Here is a 17,817-nt window from a genome sequence, read left to right as displayed (position 1 = left end):
CGGTGACGGGGGGATGGTGGGGGGGGGGGAAGGAGAAAGGGGGGGGGGGGGGGGGGGGGGGGGGGTTCCCCTCGCGGGGGACTCCCCCCCTCCACTCACGTATGCCACTGCGGCCGACCGACTGGTGGCTCCGGGGTTCAGCCCAGGTACTGAGCCAGGCCCCCGGTGCACCGCACCTCGTTGCCCGCCGTGATGAGCAGCGCCTCCACGTCCGGCAGCGACTCCAGCCACGCCAGCGCCTGCCGTGAGCCCATCGCGAAGGCCGCGGTCGCCCAGGCGTCCGCCCAGGTCAGCCGGGGGCTCACCACGGTCACGGACAGCAGGTCGGTGACCGCGGCCCTACCCGTGCGGGGATCGACGATGTGGGCGCCGCGCTCGGCGGTGCCGGAGGTGGCCACGGCCAGCTCGTCCGCACCGGCGGCGGAGACGACCGCCGCGAGCGCACCGGGCCGCAGCGGGTCCGACACACCGACCCGCCAGGGCCGCTGCGCGCCGGGTACGCCGCACAGCTGCACGTCGCCGCCGCCGTTCACGCTCACCCCGCTCACCCCGGCCGCGGCGAGATGCCGGGCCGCGCGCTCGCCCGCCCAGCCCTTCACGATCCCGGTCGGGTCGAGCTGTCCCTGGTACGTCGTGCTGAACCAGCCGTCGCTCAGCCGCTCCGCCTCGGCGCCCAGGCCGAGCACCTCGGCGACCTCGGGATCGCACTCCTCGACCCTCAGCTCACCCCGGGCCAGGCGCGATACCTGACTGTCCTCGCGATAGGTGCTGAACACCTCGTCCACGCGATGCAGCTGGGCGACCGCCTCGTCGAGCGCGGCCCGCACGGCCGCCGGCTCCCCGCCGCGCACGTCGAAGGAGAAGACCGTGCCCATGACCTCCTCGGCGTGACGCAGGACGGCCGGGGCCTGCGCCTGCGCCGACTCAGCCACCGGCCTTGTCCAGGGCGGACTGCAGGGATTCCTTGTAGCCGCCGCTGGTGTAGGTGGCGCCGGAGACGGCGTCGATGTCGGCGCTGCCGGTGGTGACGGCCTCCTGGTTGAGTTTGGGTACGGCGTTGCCGGTGACCTGCGTGCTCTGGCCGCCGCTGGGCGCCTGGACGGCCTCGGCCCTGGTGACCTTGGTGCCGCTGAGGGTGAGGCGGACCTGGACGGGGCCGTACTGGGTCTGGGCGACATCGCCGGTGACCGTACGGGCCTGCGAGGACGACTGCTGCGAGCTGCCGCCCTGGGGCGACTCCTGCCCGGCCGCCGGCGGCCGGGCTGCCGGCGCCCCCTGCGCCGAAGCCGCGGCCGGATCGGACGCGGGCTTGAGCGTCAGCAGCAGGACGATCCCGGACACGGTGGCGGCGCCTGCGAGCACGGCACGCCGAATGGGGTGGCTCTTCTTCATCGCTCCTGACTCCCGTCGCTCACATCTCGAACGACTCGTGATGGATCCGCCGGGCGGGAACTCCCGCGCCGCGCAGTGCTTCGTAGACCTGCTGCGCGAAGCCGGGCGGCCCGCACAGGAAGACGTCGTGGCGGTCGATGTCCGGCAGCTTCCGGAGCAGGGTCTCCGCGGAGATGTCGGGGCGCTCCCCGTCGGGGCTGTTCACCGCGTACATCAGCCGGGCGCCGCGCTCCTCGGCGATACCGGCGAGCTCGTCCCACAGGGCCAGGTCCTGGGTGCTGTTGGCCCGGTAGAGCAGCGTCAGGTCGCCGGACGCGCCGGGCAGCGTCTCGAACAGCGCCCGCATCGGCGTGATGCCCACACCGCCCGCCACCAGCAGGACCTTGCCGCGGCTGCGCCGGGCCGCCGTCAGTGCCCCGTAGGGGCCCTCGGCCCACACCCGGGTGCCGGGCTCCAGGTCGCGCAGCGCGGCGCTGTGGTCGCCGATCGCCTTCACCGTGATCCGCAGCATGGTGGGGCGGGGCGCCGCCGACAGCGAGTACGGGTGGGAGCTGAGCCGCATCCCCGGTGCGAGGAACCGCCAGCGGAAGAACTGCCCGGCCTCGGCGCCCATCCGGTGCAGCTTCCGCCCGCTGATCAGCACCGACACGATCCCCGGCGTCTCCTCGATCACCGCCTCGACCCGCATCCGGTGCCGCAGGTTCAGCCGGATCGGCACCAGTACGCGGTACCAGAGCGCCAGCGCGGTCACCGCGCCGTACAGCCCGTACCAGACCGTCTTGGCGGTGGGCTGGACGGCGAAGTCGTTGCCGGTGGAGATCTGGTGCCAGAACGTCAGGAACACGGCGGCGTAGGTGAGCAGATGAACGTGGTACCAGAGGTCGTACGGGATCCTGCGGCGCAGCGCGCCGATCGAGATGAACCCGATGAACAGCAGCAGACCGGTGCCGATCGCCGCCTTGCCCATGTCCGGGAGCTGCTGGACGGAGTCCACCGTCTGCTGGACGATCGCGCCGAACCCGTTGCCGGCCTGCAGGGCGTACCCGTACATGATCAGCACCAGATGGGCGAGGACCAGACAGAGCGTGTAGCGGCCGCTCATGGCGTGCCAGCGTGCGACCCGGTCCGAGCCGACCCGGCGCTCCAGGGCGGGCACCCGGGCCATCTGGAGCACCACGAGCGCCATCAGATAGCCGGCGAGCAGTCCGGTGATGCGTCCGGCGTTGAGGATTTTGCTGTTGTCGTCCGCGATGGACGGGGTGTTGCTCCACCACAGCCAGATCACCCCGGCCGCGCCCGCCCAGACGGCGAGCAGCAGCGGGACGGCGGGCGAGCGTCGAGGGCGGATACGGCGCATGGTCTGGCGCCGCGCGGCGCGACCACCGGCGATCGTGGACACGGTTCCTCCGTGTTCCTCCGTGGGAACGGGTCAAGGGGAGTGGCCCCCTGGCACAGAGATACGGTCCACGACTGCTGTGCGTTCAGAGGCCCGCCGAGTCCAGTGCCGACTGGAGGGACTGGGTGTAACCGCCACTCGTGTAGGTGGCCCCGGAGACGGAGTCGATCTGGGCGCTCTGTGCGGCGAGCACCTCGCGCTTGAGCTGGGGAATCGCGTAGCTGTTGATCTCCTGGTCCCGCGGATTGTCCTGGGGGTAGGCGACCGCGGTCACCTCCGTGATCCTGCCGTTCTTCACCGTGACGCGCACCTGGACCGGCCCGTAGCGGGTCTGGACCGAGTCACCCGTGACCGTCTTCGTGCCCGTGCTCTTCGAGCTCCCCGACGAGCCCGACGAGCCCGACGAACTCCCGGAGGACGCGGACTGGTTGGTGGGCGAGGACGCCTGCGCGAGCGTCGGCGCCGTGTGCGGCTTCAGCGACAACAGCAGGACGACACCGGTGACGGTGGTGACGGCCGCCAGGGTCACGCGGCGCAGCGGGCGGTGCTTCTTCAGGGCGTGCAAGGCGGCCTCACAGCTCGAACGACTCGTGGTGGATACGGCGGTCGGGGACCCCGGCGGCACGGAGCGCCGCGTACAGGTCCCGGGCCATCGCGGGCGGCCCGCACAGATAGACGTCGTGCCCGGCGACATCGGGCACGGACTCCCGCAGCGCCTCGGCGGTGAACTGCGGACGGCTCCCGTCGGCGCCGTTGACCGCGTACAGGACGCGCGCTCCGCGCCACTGCGCTATCGACTCCAGCTCGGCGCCCAGCGCGAGGTCCGCCGCGGTCCGTGCGCGGTAGAGCAGCGTCACCTCGCCGGGTCCGCCGGGTATCGACTCGAAGAGGGCCCGCAGCGGTGTGATCCCGACGCCGCCCGCGATCATCAGCACCTTGCGGGAGGTGCGCCGCTCGGCGGTCAGCGAGCCGTAGGGGCCCTCCGCCCACACCCGGGTGCCCGGCCGCAGCAGTCCCACGGAGGCGCTGTGGTCGCCGAGCGCCTTCACGGTGATCCGCAGCCGGTCGGGGCGCGGCGGTGCCGACAGCGAGTACGGCGTGGAGGTCCAGCGCATCCCCGGTGCGAGGAACCGCCAGCGGAAGAACTGCCCGGACTGCGCGCCCAGTTCCTGGAGCCGCTCCCCGCGTACGACGACGGAGAACACCCCCGGTGCCTCGCGGTGCACGGACTCCACCCGCAGCTTGTGGCGCAGGTTGAGCCGCACCGGCGCGAGCAGCCGGAACCAGCCGACCAGCGCGGCCGTGCCCAGGTAGAGCACGTACCAGGCGGCCTGGGCGAGCGTGTTGCCCACGAAGTCGGAGCCGAGGGAGAGCTGGTGGAAGAAGGCGAGGAAGACGGCCGCGTAGGTGAGCAGGTGCAGGTAGTACCAGAACTCGTGACTGACCCGGCGGCGCACCGCCCCCGCCGACACGATCCCGACGGCGAAGAGGATGACCGTGGCCGCCGTGGCCTTGAGCATGTCCGGATAGTCGAGCACCACGCTGAGCGTCTCGCGCACGATGCCGGACCCGTCCTGGGCCGCGTACCCGAAGAGGATCAGGCTGACGTGCGCGACCAGCAGGCAGACCGTGTACCGGCCGGCCATGGCGTGCCAGCGGGCCACCCGGTCGGATCCGATGCGCCGCTCCAGGAGCGGGACCCGGGCCATCAGGGCCACGAGCACTGCGCAGCTGTAGCCGCACAGCAGCCCCGCGATCCGCCCCGCGTCGGTGAGCCAGCCGGCGAGGCCCACCACCGACCGGGTGTCGAACCACCACAGGGCCACGACTGCGGCGGCTCCGGCCCACAGCAGGGCCAGCAGCGGGCCGGCCGGCGAGGGCCGGGGCCGCTTGCGGCCGTGTGTCGGGCGCGGCACCGTGGCCCGCTCGTCGTACATGGTGGTCATCTGTCCGCCTTTCCGGCTGTCCGGGAGAAAACTGTCCGTCGCGAACCTCTGAGGACGCTCTGAGCGGGGGCGTTCCGCGCGGACTCACAGCAAACTGAGAGTGAGCCGCCATCCGCCCGGCCGGGCGGATCCGACGCCGGTCGGCACCGTCGGCCCGGGGAATCCGAGGCGGTCCGGCGAGCACGGCCGGAGGAACCGGGCGGTGTCCGGCCGGAGGACTCAGAGGAAACTCAGAGGCCGGACGGGCGGGCGCGACCTTCGTGAGGGGTGATCCTGGTAGACGAGATGAACACTCCCCGCTCCCGTGGCACCGGGCTGCCCGCGCTCACCCGCCCCGACGGCACGCCCGTCCGCGTCCTCGTGGTCGACGACGACCCCGATCTCGCCGAGGTCCTCTCCGGCGCCCTGCGGTACGAGGGCTGGGAGGTGCGGACGGCGGGCGACGGAGCGTCGGCCGCCACCGCGGCGCGCGAACTGCTGCCGGACGCGGTCGTCCTCGACGTCATGCTCCCGGACACCGACGGCTTCGGCGTCCTGCGTGATCTGCACACGGTCCAGCCGTCGGTGTGCGTGCTGTTCCTCACCGCGCGCGACGCGGTCGAGGACCGTATCGCGGGCATCACGGCGGGCGGCGACGACTACGTCACCAAGCCGTTCAGCCTGGAGGAGGTCGTTGCCCGGCTGCGCGGACTGCTGCGCCGGGCCGGGATGGCCCGGCAGCTGGACGAGGGACCTCGGCTGACCGTCGGCGACCTCGTCATCGACGAGGAGGCCCGCGAGGTCACCCGCGGCGGCGAGCTGATCGAACTGTCGCCGACCGAGTTCGAACTGCTCCGCTTCCTGATGCGCAACCCCCGGCGCGTGCTCAGCAAGGCGCAGATCCTCGACCGCGTCTGGTCGTACGACTTCGGCGGGCAGGCCCATGTGGTGGAGCTCTACATCTCGTATCTGCGCAAGAAGGTGGACGCGGGCCGCGAGCCCATGATCCACACGGTGCGGGGCGCCGGGTACGTGCTCAAGCCGGGAGCGGGCCGATGAACCCCCGGCCGCGAGGGGCACGGGGATCATCGGGGGCCCCGGAATCAGACGGGGCCCAGGGGCCGCAGGGGGCCCAGGGGTCGCACGCCGCGCCGGGAGCGTCGGGAGCGTCGGGAGAACCGGGAGCGTCGGGAGAACCGGAGACCCCGGGAGCGCGACCGGCACCGGGCCCGCAGGCCGACCAGACCGCGCCCGGAACACAGCACGCGCAGGGCACGCAGGGCACGCAAGCCACGCAGGCCGCACCCGCGGGCCGCTTGCGCCGACTCCGCCCCCGGCTGCCACGTCTGCACTCCCTGCGGGCCCGGCTCACCGCCGGACTCGTGGTCCTGCTGGCCATCAGCTGCGCCGCCGTCGGAGTGGCGGCCGTGCTGGAACTGGACGGATTCCTCACCGGCCGCCTGGACCAGCAGCTGCACGACGCGGGCTCCATGTTCCCGGCGAGTCTGGAGCACGACACGAACCGCAGGCCCTCGGACCACGACGGCGACGAGTACGGCGACACCCGCCGGCAGCCCACCGGCACGTTCGGCGCCCGTCTGGTCGGCAGCACGGTCACCAACGCGGCCGTCGTCCGCTCCGGCAACGACGCCGCCGACCTGAACGTGGCGCTGACGGCCGGCGACAAGAAGGCGCTGGCCGCGCTGCCGGTCGACGACAGCGCGCGCAGCGTGCACCTCACGTCGCTGGGCGGCTACCGCGTCGTCGCGTGCCACGGCCAGGACGGCGACGTCCTGATCACCGGACTGCCGCTGGAGCCCGTGGAGTCCGCCGTCCACCGCCTGGAACTGGTCGCCGGCTGTGTCTTCGGAGCCGCCCTCGCCGCCACCGGCGTCGCGGGCGCTCTGTGGGTGCGCTGGTCGCTGCGTCCGCTGAGCCGGGTCGCCGCGACGGCCACCCGGGTGAGTGAACTCCCGCTCGCGAGCGGCGAGGTGGCGCTGCCGCCGCGGGCACCCGAATCCGATCCGCGCAGCGAGGTGGGCCGGGTGGCCGCCGCGTTCGACCGCATGCTCCGCCATGTCGAGGACGCCCTGACCAAACGGCACGCGAGTGAGGAACGGCTGCGCAGTTTCGCGGCCGACGCCAGCCACGAGCTGCGCACCCCGGTCGCCTCGGTCCGTGGACATGCCGAACTCGCCCTGCTGCACCCGGAACCGGTGCCGCCGAAGGTGACCCGCGCCCTGGAGCGGATCGCCGCCGAGTCGGCGCGCATGGGCGAGATGGTCGACGACCTGCTGCTGCTGGCCCGCCTCGACGCCGGCCGCCCGCTGGAACGGCTCCCCGTCGACCTCACCCGTCTCGTCCTCGACTCGGTCACGGACGCCCGCGCCGCCGGCCCGGGCCATCGCTGGACCCTGGAGCTGCCCGAGGAGCCGGTGACCGTGACGGGTGACGCCCACCGGCTCCATCAGGTGGCGGCCAACCTGTTGGCCAACGCCCGTTTGCACACGCCCGTAGGCACCAAGGTCACCGTCTCCCTGCGGACAGTGGGGACCACCGCCGTACTGACGGTGGCGGACGACGGCCCCGGCGTCTCCGAGGACGTCCGGCCCGGCGTCTTCGAACGCTTCACCCGCGCGGACCGCCGGCGCGCGGAGGGCCCGGGCGGCGGTGCCGGGCTCGGTCTGTCGATCGTGGCGGCGGTGGTCGACGCGCACGGTGGCGGCGTCGGGCTGGAGAGCCGCCCGGGATCGACGGCGTTCACCGTGAGCCTGCCGGCCACACCGACGGATGCGGACGGCGCCTGAGAAAGGGCGGGAAGCCGCCCGCCGTCGGCGGACAGCCGCCCTCGACCAGTGGGTCAGTACGCCAGGGGGCAATACGCAGTGGGCCGGCACGCGAGCAGGTCAGGAGGCCAGTACGCATAGGGCCGGCACGCCGACACACGGCACGCCGGCACGCCAGTAGGTCAATAGGCCGGTAAGCCATTGGGTCAGCAAGCCGGCAGGTCAGTAGCGGATGATCGCCGTCGGCCCGCTCCGCGTCCCGATCACCAGGTGCGGCTTCCGCGCCGGATCCGCCCACGCCAGGATCCGCCGCATCGCGGCCGCCGGCACGGACACGCAACCGGCCGTCGCCCCCTTCCCGTTGACATGCAAAAAGATGCCCGCGCCCCGGCCGTGCACGGGCCGGCGGTAGTTGAAGCCGATGACGAAGGCGTACGCGTACTGCGTCCGGTACGAGATCAGGTGCTCGGACTCCTTGGCGCGGCAGTCGGCCGGGCGCGGCTCGGTCCAGCGGTTGTAGGAGCGGGAGCCGTTGTCCTGACACCACCAGGAGCCCTTGTGCACCCGGCGGTACGGCGCCCGGGTCCCCTTGGGCGCGGTCTTGATCCCGAAGGCGAAGGGGAGGCCGTAGAGGCCGGTCGGGGTCGTGTTGGTGCTCTGTTTGCGTGAGCGGCCCTCAGTGAGGCCCTTGGCCCCGAAGCGCGCGGCCGCCGAACCGGCCTTCACCCAGTGCCCGTGGCGCCGATTCCACCAGGTGACCGTGCCCGTCGTCGAGGACGTGCGCGAGGCCTGAGCGGTGATCAGCTGGCTGCCGCCGCCGGTGTCCGCCAACAGCTCCGGCAGAGCGGGCGGGCCGCTCGGAGCCAGGGTGAGCAGGGACGCGGACGCGAGGACGGCGGCAGCGAGGCGCATGGCTCAGACCGTACTGGGGGGCAGCGGCAACGGCAGCCCCGGTAGGCCATCCAGGCTGGTGGCCACGTGGTCCTTCTTGCGGAAGTACGCGTCCAGCGAGACGTCGTCCTCGCGCGCGAACCGCCTGGCGTGCAGCTCGCGGTCCTCGTCGTACGACATGTAGGGCACCGCGTAGCCGCAGGTGTCCCGGATGAGCTCGGCCGTCACGACGATGACCGCGCGCAGGCCGTGCGGGGTCGGGTCGATGCCGGGGAAGTGGGTGAGCAGTTCCTTGAAGCGCGGGTCGTCCCGGAAGACCGGCTCACCGCGGCCGTGCACCCGCACGATGTTCGGCGGGCCCTGGAAGGCGCACCACATCAGGGTGATCCGGCCGTTCTCGCGCAGATGCGCGACGGTCTCCGCGTTGCTCCCGGCGAAGTCCAGGTAGGCGACGGTCAGTTCGTCGATCACGGCGAAGGAGCCGGTGAGTCCCTTGGGGGAGAGGTTCACCGTGCCGTCCGACGCCAAGGGTGCGGTCGCGGTGAAGAAGAGGGGCTGCGCCTCGATGAACGTACGCAGTCTGCCGTCTATGCGCTCGTAGGTCTTTCCCATGTCCGACGATTATCGGGCAATGTCTTTCGTTTGTCTAAGGAATTACAAGTTCCGCCGGAGGTTCGTATCCGCCCCGTCGGCGACGCGACCCCGGATTGACGAACCATGCAGACTCCTGCATACTCATGCATGTCAGCGAATGCAGTGTGAGGAGAAACCCGTGACCGAGCGCGTCGTACTCGCCTACTCAGGCGGTCTGGACACCTCCGTCGCCATCGGCTGGATCGCCGAGGAGACGGGCGCCGAGGTCATCGCCGTTGCGGTCGACGTCGGCCAGGGCGGCGAGGACCTGGACGTCATCCGCAAGCGCGCGCTCGCGTGCGGTGCCGTCGAGGCCGAGGTCGCGGACGCCAAGGACGAGTTCGCCGACGAGTACTGCCTCCCGGCGATCAAGGCCAACGCCCTCTACATGGACCGCTACCCGCTGGTCTCCGCGCTCTCCCGGCCGACCATCGTCAAGCACCTCGTCGCCGCCGCCCAGAAGCACGGCGCCACCACGGTCGCCCACGGCTGCACCGGCAAGGGAAACGACCAGGTGCGGTTCGAGGCCGGCATCGTCGCCCTCGCCCCCGACCTCAAGTGCATCGCCCCGGTCCGTGACTACGCGATGACCCGGGACAAGGCGATCGCCTTCTGCGAGGACAAGCAGCTCCCGATCGCCACCACCAAGAAGTCCCCGTACTCCATCGACCAGAACGTCTTCGGGCGCGCCGTCGAGACGGGCTTCCTGGAGGACATCTGGAACGCGCCGATCGAGGACATCTACGAGTACACCTCGAACCCCGCCGAGGCCCGTGAGGCCGACGAGGTCGTCATCTCCTTCAAGCAGGGCGTCCCGGTCGCCATCGACGGCAAGCCCGTCACGGTGCTCCAGGCCATCCAGCAGCTGAACGAGCGCGCCGGCGCCCAGGGCATCGGCCGGATCGACATGGTCGAGGACCGGCTCGTGGGCATCAAGTCCCGTGAGGTGTACGAGGCTCCGGGCGCGATCGCCCTGATCACCGCCCACCAGGAGCTGGAGAACGTCACGGTCGAGCGGGAACTCGCCCGCTACAAGCGGCAGGTCGAGCAGCGCTGGGGCGAACTGGTCTACGACGGCCAGTGGTTCTCCCCGCTCAAGCGCGCCCTGGACGGCTTCATCGACGAGGCCAGCCAGCACGTCAACGGCGACATCCGGATGACGCTGCACGGCGGTCGCGCCGTCGTCACCGGCCGGCGCTCCGACACGTCGCTCTACGACTTCAACCTCGCCACGTACGACACGGGCGACAGCTTCGACCAGGCCGCGGCCAAGGGCTTCATCGACATCTACAGCCTGTCGTCGAAGATCGCCGCGAAGCGGGACCAGGCCTGACCCCAGGACGCGCTAGCGTGACAGCCGCCTCCCCTCCGTACGGGCGGGGAGGCGGTCGCACATCACCACCCTCCGAGGAGCAAGTGCAGTGAGCAGCAACAGCGGTGACGTCCGGCTCTGGGGCGGCCGGTTCGCCGACGGTCCCGCCGAGGCCCTGGCCAAGTTGTCCGCGTCGGTCCACTTCGACTGGCGTCTCGCGCCGTACGACATCGCCGGTTCGCGAGCCCACGCGCGCGCGCTGCACAAGGCGGGCCTGCTCACCGAGGACGAGCTGACGCGTATGCACGCGGGCCTCGACCAGCTCGCAACGGACGTCGCCTCCGGGGAGCTCGTGGGCACCGTCGCCGACGAGGACGTCCACACGGCCCTGGAGCGCGGTCTGCTGGAGCGCCTCGGCCCGGACCTCGGCGGCAAGCTCCGGGCGGGCCGTTCCCGCAACGACCAGGTGGCCACGCTCTTCCGGATGTACCTGCGCGACCACGCCCGGATCCTCGGCGGTCTGATCGCCGACCTCCAGGACGCGCTGATCGGTCTGGCGGAGGCCCACTCGGACGTCGCGATGCCCGGCCGTACGCATCTCCAGCACGCCCAGCCGGTGCTCTTCGCACACCACGTCCTCGCGCACGTCCAGGCACTGTCCCGGGACGCCGAGCGGCTGCGCCAGTGGGACGAGCGGACGGCCGTGTCGCCGTACGGCTCGGGGGCGCTCGCGGGCAGCAGCCTCGGTCTCGATCCGGAGTCCGTCGCCAAGGACCTCGGCTTCGAGCACGGCAGCTCGGCCAACTCCATCGACGGCACGGCCTCCCGTGACTTCGTCGCCGAGTTCGCCTTCATCACGGCGATGACCGGTGTGAACCTCTCCCGGATCGCCGAGGAGGTCATCATCTGGAACACGAAGGAGTTCTCCTTCGTCACCCTCCACGACGCGTTCTCCACCGGCTCGTCGATCATGCCGCAGAAGAAGAACCCGGACATCGCCGAGCTGGCGCGGGGCAAGTCGGGCCGCCTGATCGGCAATCTGACCGGCCTGATGGCCACGCTCAAGGCCCTCCCGCTCGCGTACAACCGCGACCTCCAGGAGGACAAGGAGCCGGTCTTCGACTCCTGCGACCAGCTGGAGGTCCTGCTCCCCGCCTTCACCGGCATGATGGCCACCCTGACCGTCAACCGCGAGCGCATGGAGGAACTGGCCCCGGCCGGCTTCTCGCTCGCCACCGACATCGCCGAGTGGCTGGTCAAGCAGGGCGTGCCGTTCCGTGTCGCGCACGAGGTCGCCGGCGAGTGCGTGAAGGTCGCCGAGGCCGGCGGCGTCGAGCTCGACGGGCTCACCGACGAGCAGTTCGCGAAGATCTCCTCGCATCTGACACCGGAGGTGCGCGGCGTGCTGAACGTGCCGGGCGCCCTCGCCTCCCGCAACGGCCGCGGCGGTACGGCCCCCAGCGCGGTCGCCGTCCAGCTCGCCGAGGTCAAGGCCGATGTGGCCCTCCAGCACCAGTGGGCGGACGCCAAGAAGTAGCGGGTCGCGTTGTGCGAAGGGCAGCGCGGGTTACGTTGGTCGGGACCGCCAGGAGCCGACCGAACGGAGCCCGCGATGCCCTTCGCCCGCCTCGCGTCAGCGACGACGCCCACCGCCCACATCGGCCTGGGCCTCGCCGCCGTCGGCCGCCCCGGTTACATCAACCTAGGCCGCGAGGAAGACCTCCCGGCCGTCCGCAGTGTCGACGCCCTGCGCGAGCGCACCCGCGAACTCCTGGACGCCGCCCATGCGCAGGGCGTGCGCTACTTCGACGTGGCCCGCTCCTACGGCCGGTCCGAGGAGTTCCTCGCCGACTGGCTGCTGAGCCGGCCCGACATCGACGACGTCGTGATCGGCAGCAAGTGGGGCTACACGTACACGGCGGGCTGGCGCACCGACGCCGAGGCGCACGAGGTCAAGGACCACGGCCTCGCCACGTACGAGCGGCAGCGCGCCGAGACCGCCGAGCTGCTGGGCGACCGGCTCGACCTCTACCAGATCCACTCGGTGACCCCGGAGAGCCCGGCCCTCACCGACAAGGAACTGCACGTCAGGCTGGCCGAAGCGGCGACCCAGGGCCTGTCCGTCGGCTTCTCCACCAGCGGGCCCGCACAGGCCGACACGATCCGTGCCGCGCTGGCCGTGACGGTCGACGGCGAGCCCCTCTTCCGTACCGTCCAGGCCACGTACAACGTGCTGGAGACCTCGGCCGCGTCCGCGCTCGCCGAGGCCCACGACGCCGGGCTCACGGTGATCGTCAAGGAGGGCATGGCCAACGGGCGCCTCGCCGGCCCGGATGCGCCGGGCGCGGTGCGGGAACTCGCCCGGGAAACGGGGCTGGGCGCCGACGCGGTCGCCCTCGCGCTGGTGCTGCGCCGGCCGTGGGCCGGTGTCGTCCTGTCCGGCGCGGCCACCGTCCAGCAGCTCGCCTCGAATCTGCACGCCGCGGTCGTCGACCTCGACGAGGACCAGCTGGCCCGTCTCGACGCGCTCGCCGAGGAGCCGCGTGCGTACTGGGAGCGGCGCGGGCAGCTGCCCTGGCACTGAGCTTCGGCGAGCACTGTTACGACCCTGGCGCCGAGCTTCCGCGACCGCCGTCATGCCCCTGGCGCTGAGCTTCCGCGCCCGCCGTCACACCCTTGCGCGTGGGTGGCGCGTGCCGCTGATGAGACAGCAATGTCTCACATGGGCTATCGTTGTCTCATGGCCGTCGATCGTGACCACGTACTGCGCAGCGCCGCAGCCCTGCTGACCCGTAAAGCCACCGCCACCATGGACGAAGTCGCCAGGGCGGCCGGGATCAGCCGGGCCACGCTGCACCGCCAGTTCGCCGGGCGCGACACCCTCGTCCGCGCGCTCGAGGTCCTGGGCATCCAGGAGTGCGAGACGGCGCTGGACGCGGCCCGCCTGGACGAGGGGCCGGCGAGCGAGGCTGTCCGCCGGCTGGTGCGGGAGATCGAACCGGCCGCCGGACTGCTCGCCTTCCTCGTCACCGAGAACCAGCTGTTCGAGGGGGACGCGCAACACGAGGGCTGGTCCCGGCTCGACGCCCGGATCGCCGCCCTCTTCCGGCGCGGCCAGGAGAGCGGCGAGTTCCGGATCGACCTCACCCCCGCGTGGCTGACCGAGGCGCTCTACGGGCTGATCGGCTCGGGTGCCTGGGCCGTGATGGACGGCCGGGTGGCCGCCAAGGACTTCCAATTCATGATCGTCGAGCTGCTGCTCGGCGGAGCACTACGGAGAGTGGAACCATGACCGGCATCGACCAGCGGACGTCCGTGGCGGAGGTGGTGGAGAAGCGCCCGGGGCGCTGGCTCGCCCTCTCCGTCCTCGTCCTGGCTGTGCTGCTGGTGGCCGTCGACGCGACCGTGCTCGGTCTCGCGACCCCTTACATCAGTGAGGACCTCAAGCCGTCCGGCACCCAGTTGCTGTGGATCGGCGACGTCTACTCGTTCGTGATCGCGGGCCTGCTCGTCTCCATGGGCAGCCTCGGCGACCGTATCGGCCGCAAGAAGCTGCTGCTCGTCGGCGCCACCGCGTTCGGCCTGATATCCGTGCTCAACGCCTACGCGGCGACACCGGAGTTGATGATCCTGGCGCGGGCGCTGCTCGGCGTCGCGGGCGCGACCCTGATGCCCGCCACCCTCGCCCTGATCCGCAACCTCTTCCACGACCCGCGCGAGCGCAGTCTCGCCATCGGCATCTGGGGCGCTACCGCCTCCGCCGGTACGGCGGTCGGCCCGGTCGCGGGCGGTTTCCTGCTCGAACACTTCTGGTGGGGTTCGGTCTTCCTCATCAACCTGCCGGTGATGGTGGTCCTCGTCGTCGTCGGCATCAAGATGCTCCCCGAGTCCCGCAACCCGAACCCGGGCCCCTGGGACCTGACCAGCGTCCTGCTCTCGCTAGTCGGCATGATCGGCATCGTGTACGCGGTGAAGGAGGCCGCCTCGCACGGTGTCTCCGGAGAACCGGTCGCCGTCGGCCTGCTGGGCGCCGCCGCCCTCTTCTGGTTCGTACGGCGTCAGCTCACGCTGCCCGCACCCCTGTTGGACATGCGGCTGTTCCGCAACCGCGGCTTCTCGGCGGCCGTACTCGCCGATCTGCTGACCATCCTCGGTCTGTCCGGGCTGGTCTTCTTCCTCTCGCAGTATCTGCAACTCGTGCAGGGCAGAGGGCCGTTCGAGGCGGGTCTCGCCGAAGTCCCCGCCGCGGTCGGTGCGGTGGGGGCGGGACTGATCGCGGGCATGGTCGCCCGGCGGTTCTCGGTGCGCGTCGTGGTCGCCGGCGGTCTGGCCGCGGTGGGTGCCGCCCTCGCCGTGCTGACCCTGCTGAGCCAGTCCACCGGCTACCCGCTGCTCGGGGCCGCGCTGCTGGTCGTCGGGATCGGCGCGGGGTTCTCGTTCACCGTCACCGCCGACGTGATCCTCTCCAGCGTCCCCAAGGAGCAGGCGGGTGCCGCCTCCGCGGTCTCCGAGACGGCGTACGAACTCGGTGCCGCGCTCGGTATCGCGGTGCTCGGTTCGATCGTGACCGGCGTCTACCGGGACTTCACCGGCCCGGCGGACACCCCGGCCGCGGCCCGTGAATCACTCGGCGGAGCCGTCGAGTCGGCTGCGGGGATGCCCGCGGACACGGCAGGCGCGATGGTGTCGGCGGCTCGTGAGGCCTTCGTCGACGGGCTGGCTCTCGCGTCGGGCATCGGAGCGGTGGTCCTGCTCGCCACCGCGGTGGCGGCGTGGTTCCTGCTGAAGGGCCAGCGCCTGGAAACCGGTTCCGAGTAGGCGCCCAACTGCCGGCGCGCCCCGATGCGGGCGGCACGGGGCGCGGCCCACGGTCGCGGGGGAGTGGCCAGGGGCCGCGGACAACCGCGCGCTCAGCCACACCCGGCACGGAGCGCCGGGCACCCCGACCGCTTCCGCTACGCGGCCTTCGCCTTGGTGGCGTACATGTCGACGTACTCCTGACCCGAAAGCCGCATGACCTCGGTCATCACGGAGTCCGTCACGGCCCGCAGGACGTAGCGGTCGCGGTCCATGCCCTCGTACCGGGAGAACTCCATCGCCTCGCCGAAGCGGACCGTGACGCGGCCGGGGCGCGGGATGCCGGCGCCGCCGGGCTGCAGCTTGTCGGTGCCGATGATGGCGAACGGAACGATCGGCGCACCGGTCATCATCGCCAGCCGGGCGATTCCCGTACGGCCCCGGTAGAGCCGGCCGTCGGGGGAGCGGGTGCCCTCCGGATAGATGCTGAAGACCTTGCCCTCCTCCAGCACCCGGCGGCCGGTCATCAGCGCCGCGACCCCGCCGCGTCCGCCGTCCCGGTCGACCGGGATCATGCCGCAGCCGGTGAAGAACCAGGCCATCAGACGGCCTTTGACGCCCTTGCCGGTGACGTACTCGTCCTTGCCGAGGAAGAAGACCTGACGGTCGCAGAACAGCGGCATGATGATCGAGTCGATGAACGTCAGGTGGTTGCCGGCGAGGATCACCGGACCGTCGCCCGGGATGTGCTCCGCACCCTCCACCCGTGGGCGGAACATCAGGCGCATGATCGGTCCGAGCACTGCCTTGATGAGCACGAAGCGGGACAACGGGCCCTCCGGTGTCAAGGGATTCGATATGAGTATGTGCAGGTGAGGACGATACTCGCGGCTCCAGGGTGATTGCACATCGGGTTCATCCACTCGATACGCACTGTTGACGCACGTTTACCTGCGGTGGCGCCCTCTTGTCAGGCCCTCGGGAGGGGGTGATCATGTGACGAACGTCGCGCCGAGTGCGTGCCGTCGGGTGACCAGGGGGAGCCATGGGGTTCGTTACTGCGGTGCTTGCCGTACTGCTCGGGGTGGTCGTGCGCGCCGTCGTGCTGCTGGTCCGCAGAGACCGGCGCCGGTTCTCCCAAGGCCACGACTCGGCCCGGATCGAGGCCTACGCGACCCGCGGAATACGCGAAGCGCGACGCAAGGCGCACGCCTACGACCGCTTCGCCGGGTCCGCGGGAGTCGGCGCCCTGCGCGACCGTGACGGCCACGGAGACCACTGAGCGGGTACCCGCTACGTGGACCCTTAATCCGACAAATCATCAACTCACGGGCCCCGTAAGACATCCGGTGTCACCCGCGTGTTCCGTCCAAGGTCTCCCACGCGTCACCTGCGGACACCTACGATCCCGCTTGGCAGGTGCAAGGCGGTACGTCGGGAGGAGCGTTCATGGGGACGCAGGAGTCGAACGAGCAGGGTCACGGCACGGCACGACGGGCACTGCTCGGCGCCGCGGTGCTCGGCGCGGGCGGAGCGGTCCTCGGACTGCCCGGCGCGGCGCGAGCCGACGAGCGGCACGGCGGCGGCGGTTACCAGAGCCTGCCCAAGCCGACGGTCATCGGGCACCGCGGGGCCAGCGGCTACCGCCCGGAGCACACCTTCGGCTCGTACCAGCTGGCCCTCGACCTGGGTGCGCACGTGATCGAGGCGGGTGACCTCGTGCCCACCAGGGACGGTCACCTCGTATGCCGTCACGAGCCGGAAATCGGCGGGACGACCGATGTCGCGGCGCACCCCGAGTTCGCCGACCGCAAGACGACCAAGAGTCTCGACGGGGTCGCCACCACCGGCTGGTTCACCGAGGACTTCACGCTCGCCGAGCTGAAGACCCTGCGCGCCATCGAGCGCATCCCCGCCACCCGTCAGCGGAACACGATCTACAACGGCCGCTGGGAGATCCCCACCTTCGAAGAGGTGCTCCGCTGGCAGGACGAGCAGACCCGCAAGCGCGGCAAGCAGGTCTGGATCTACCCGGAGCTGAAGCACCCCACGTACTTCCGCAAGCTCGGCCTCGGCACCGAGGAGCGGCTCGCCAGGCTGCTGCGCAAGTACGGCAAGGACAAGAAGAACTCGCCGGTCATCATCCAGTCCTTCGAGCCGACCAGCCTCCAGCGCATGAACGAGCTCGTGGGCAACCCGCTCGCGGTGCTCCTGTCCACGGCCAACACCCGTCCGTGGGACTTCGTGGAGTCGGGCGACCCGCGCACGGTGGCGGACCTGATCAAGCCCGAGGGTCTGGCGTGGCTGGCGTCGTTCGCGCAGGGCATCGGCCCCACGCTCGACCTGATCATCCCGAAGGACGCGAACGGCAACCTCACCACGCCGACCACTCTGGTCGACGACGCGCACGAAGCGGGCCTGGTCCTGCACCCGTACACCATGCGCAACGAGAACACCTTCCTGCCGGCCAACTTCAAGAAGGGCACCGACCCGAACGCCTACGGCGACGTGTTCGGCGCCTTCCGGACGTACTTCGAGACGGGCATCGACGGCGTCTTCTCCGACAACGCCGACACCGCGCTGCTGGCCCGCGCGGACTTCGTCAACGGATGACCCCGCCACCCCGGATGGGGTGACAGTCGGCCGCTCCGGCAACCTCGCGCCGGGGCGGCCGCGTCGTGCCGC

The 17,817-nt window shown here is 71.4% G+C and carries 16 protein-coding genes and 1 pseudogene; 9 read left to right on the top strand and 8 right to left on the bottom strand.

Annotation, left to right across the window (positions count from 1 at the left end):
- Nucleotides 1–137: 137 nt before the first annotated feature.
- From ACFWM2_RS30595 to ACFWM2_RS30575, 5 genes and pseudogenes are all read right to left on the bottom strand, one after another.
- Complete coding sequence (locus ACFWM2_RS30595; RefSeq protein WP_383286990.1) at nucleotides 138–875, bottom strand: FAD:protein FMN transferase; 738 nt, start codon at nucleotides 873–875, stop codon at nucleotides 138–140.
- A gap of 58 nt (nucleotides 876–933) precedes the next feature.
- A pseudogene (locus tag ACFWM2_RS30590) lies at nucleotides 934–1,392 on the bottom strand (FMN-binding protein); the annotation flags it as partial.
- Between the two features lie 19 nt (nucleotides 1,393–1,411).
- On the bottom strand, nucleotides 1,412–2,749 hold the full coding sequence (locus tag ACFWM2_RS30585; protein WP_383286988.1) for a ferric reductase-like transmembrane domain-containing protein: 1,338 nt from the start codon (nucleotides 2,747–2,749) through the stop codon (nucleotides 1,412–1,414).
- Between the two features lie 124 nt (nucleotides 2,750–2,873).
- On the bottom strand, nucleotides 2,874–3,353 hold the full coding sequence (locus ACFWM2_RS30580) for an FMN-binding protein (protein ID WP_383286672.1): 480 nt from the start codon (nucleotides 3,351–3,353) through the stop codon (nucleotides 2,874–2,876).
- Nucleotides 3,354–3,360: 7 nt separating this feature from the next.
- Complete coding sequence (locus tag ACFWM2_RS30575; RefSeq protein WP_383286670.1) at nucleotides 3,361–4,734, bottom strand: ferric reductase-like transmembrane domain-containing protein; 1,374 nt, start codon at nucleotides 4,732–4,734, stop codon at nucleotides 3,361–3,363.
- A gap of 285 nt (nucleotides 4,735–5,019) precedes the next feature.
- Here ACFWM2_RS30575 and ACFWM2_RS30570 point away from each other — a divergent pair, with 285 nt between their 5' ends.
- Both ACFWM2_RS30570 and ACFWM2_RS30565 read left to right on the top strand, forming a co-directional pair.
- Entirely contained in the window at nucleotides 5,020–5,772 is a 753-nt protein-coding gene (locus tag ACFWM2_RS30570; protein WP_383286668.1) for a response regulator transcription factor, read from the top strand.
- A gap of 257 nt (nucleotides 5,773–6,029) precedes the next feature.
- Nucleotides 6,030–7,520 (top strand): ATP-binding protein, encoded by a 1,491-nt coding sequence (locus ACFWM2_RS30565; RefSeq protein WP_383286666.1) that lies wholly within the window; start codon nucleotides 6,030–6,032, stop codon nucleotides 7,518–7,520.
- Between the two features lie 201 nt (nucleotides 7,521–7,721).
- On the opposite strand, the gene ACFWM2_RS30560 is transcribed toward ACFWM2_RS30565, so the two are convergent.
- Nucleotides 7,722–8,411 (bottom strand): L,D-transpeptidase, encoded by a 690-nt coding sequence (locus tag ACFWM2_RS30560; protein WP_383286664.1) that lies wholly within the window; start codon nucleotides 8,409–8,411, stop codon nucleotides 7,722–7,724.
- Between the two features lie 3 nt (nucleotides 8,412–8,414).
- On the bottom strand, nucleotides 8,415–9,002 hold the full coding sequence (locus tag ACFWM2_RS30555; RefSeq protein ID WP_383286662.1) for a pyridoxamine 5'-phosphate oxidase family protein: 588 nt from the start codon (nucleotides 9,000–9,002) through the stop codon (nucleotides 8,415–8,417).
- Nucleotides 9,003–9,162: 160 nt separating this feature from the next.
- Here ACFWM2_RS30555 and ACFWM2_RS30550 point away from each other — a divergent pair, with 160 nt between their 5' ends.
- From ACFWM2_RS30550 to ACFWM2_RS30530, 5 genes are all read left to right on the top strand, one after another.
- Nucleotides 9,163–10,356 carry an argininosuccinate synthase gene (locus ACFWM2_RS30550; RefSeq protein ID WP_383286660.1) on the top strand — a complete coding sequence of 398 codons (1,194 nt, stop codon included), beginning with the start codon at nucleotides 9,163–9,165 and terminating at the stop codon, nucleotides 10,354–10,356.
- An 88-nt stretch (nucleotides 10,357–10,444) separates the two neighbouring features.
- Nucleotides 10,445–11,872 (top strand): argininosuccinate lyase, encoded by a 1,428-nt coding sequence (argH, locus tag ACFWM2_RS30545; protein WP_383286658.1) that lies wholly within the window; start codon nucleotides 10,445–10,447, stop codon nucleotides 11,870–11,872.
- 75 nt (nucleotides 11,873–11,947) lie between these two features.
- Nucleotides 11,948–12,919, top strand: coding sequence for an aldo/keto reductase (locus tag ACFWM2_RS30540; RefSeq protein WP_383286656.1), 972 nt, complete (start codon nucleotides 11,948–11,950; stop codon nucleotides 12,917–12,919).
- 156 nt (nucleotides 12,920–13,075) lie between these two features.
- Complete coding sequence (locus ACFWM2_RS30535; RefSeq protein WP_383286654.1) at nucleotides 13,076–13,627, top strand: TetR/AcrR family transcriptional regulator; 552 nt, start codon at nucleotides 13,076–13,078, stop codon at nucleotides 13,625–13,627.
- Nucleotides 13,624–15,153: an MFS transporter gene (locus tag ACFWM2_RS30530; protein ID WP_383286652.1), complete on the top strand. Its 1,530-nt coding sequence runs from the start codon at nucleotides 13,624–13,626 to the stop codon at nucleotides 15,151–15,153. The genes ACFWM2_RS30535 and ACFWM2_RS30530 overlap by 4 nt, the downstream gene beginning before the upstream one ends.
- Nucleotides 15,154–15,290: 137 nt before the next feature.
- Here the strand turns inward: ACFWM2_RS30530 and ACFWM2_RS30525 are convergent, their stop codons facing one another.
- Nucleotides 15,291–15,980 (bottom strand): lysophospholipid acyltransferase family protein, encoded by a 690-nt coding sequence (locus ACFWM2_RS30525; protein WP_383286650.1) that lies wholly within the window; start codon nucleotides 15,978–15,980, stop codon nucleotides 15,291–15,293.
- 197 nt (nucleotides 15,981–16,177) lie between these two features.
- Here ACFWM2_RS30525 and ACFWM2_RS30520 point away from each other — a divergent pair, with 197 nt between their 5' ends.
- Nucleotides 16,178–16,414, top strand: coding sequence for a hypothetical protein (locus ACFWM2_RS30520; protein WP_383286648.1), 237 nt, complete (start codon nucleotides 16,178–16,180; stop codon nucleotides 16,412–16,414).
- 167 nt (nucleotides 16,415–16,581) lie between these two features.
- The gene (locus tag ACFWM2_RS30515; protein WP_383286646.1) at nucleotides 16,582–17,745 is read left to right on the top strand and encodes a glycerophosphodiester phosphodiesterase; all 1,164 of its coding nucleotides are present in this window, start codon (nucleotides 16,582–16,584) and stop codon (nucleotides 17,743–17,745) included.
- The last annotated feature ends 72 nt before the right edge of the window (nucleotides 17,746–17,817 follow it).

Source organism: Streptomyces sp. NPDC058371, from assembly GCF_042723265.1.
Lineage (GTDB): Bacteria > Actinomycetota > Actinomycetes > Streptomycetales > Streptomycetaceae > Streptomyces.
The sequence above is the reverse complement of the archived record's forward strand: the minus strand, read 5'-3'. Positions and strand labels throughout refer to the sequence as shown.